Genomic DNA, 361 nt, shown 5'->3' on the forward strand with positions numbered 1-361 from the left:
TCTCCGAACCCGTCCAGGTGAGGGCTGCCAGCAGCGCCGTCGACGCGAACGTGATGGTCGCGGCGAGAAGCGCGACACGGCGGCGATCGAAGGCGTCGGCGAGCATGCCCCCGTAGAGACCGGCGAGGATCATGGGGATGAGACCCGCGACCGCGATCATCGAGACGGCGAACGTGCTCGCGGTCAACTCGAACACGTGGAGCATCACCGTCACGAGCGTGAGCTGGCCGCCGATGCCGGTGAGAGCCGACCCGATCCACATCCGGGCGAAGGCAGGGCTCGCTCGCAGGGGGGAGAGATCGATCAGATGGCCCCGTGCATCGCTCACTTCCGAGCCCCGTCGAACCGCATCCGTCGAGCG

The 361-nt window shown here is 68.1% G+C and carries 1 protein-coding gene; it reads right to left on the reverse strand.

Features of this window, described 5'->3' with window-relative positions:
* A partial coding sequence (locus ASV53_RS26680) for an MFS transporter (RefSeq protein WP_141226368.1) occupies positions 1 to 328 on the reverse strand: 328 nt, incomplete at its 3' end.
* Positions 329 to 361: the final 33 nt, after the last annotated feature.

The sequence above is a fragment of the Photobacterium sanguinicancri genome (assembly GCF_002265265.1).
In the GTDB taxonomy this organism is placed as follows: domain Bacteria; phylum Pseudomonadota; class Gammaproteobacteria; order Enterobacterales; family Vibrionaceae; genus Photobacterium; species Photobacterium sanguinicancri.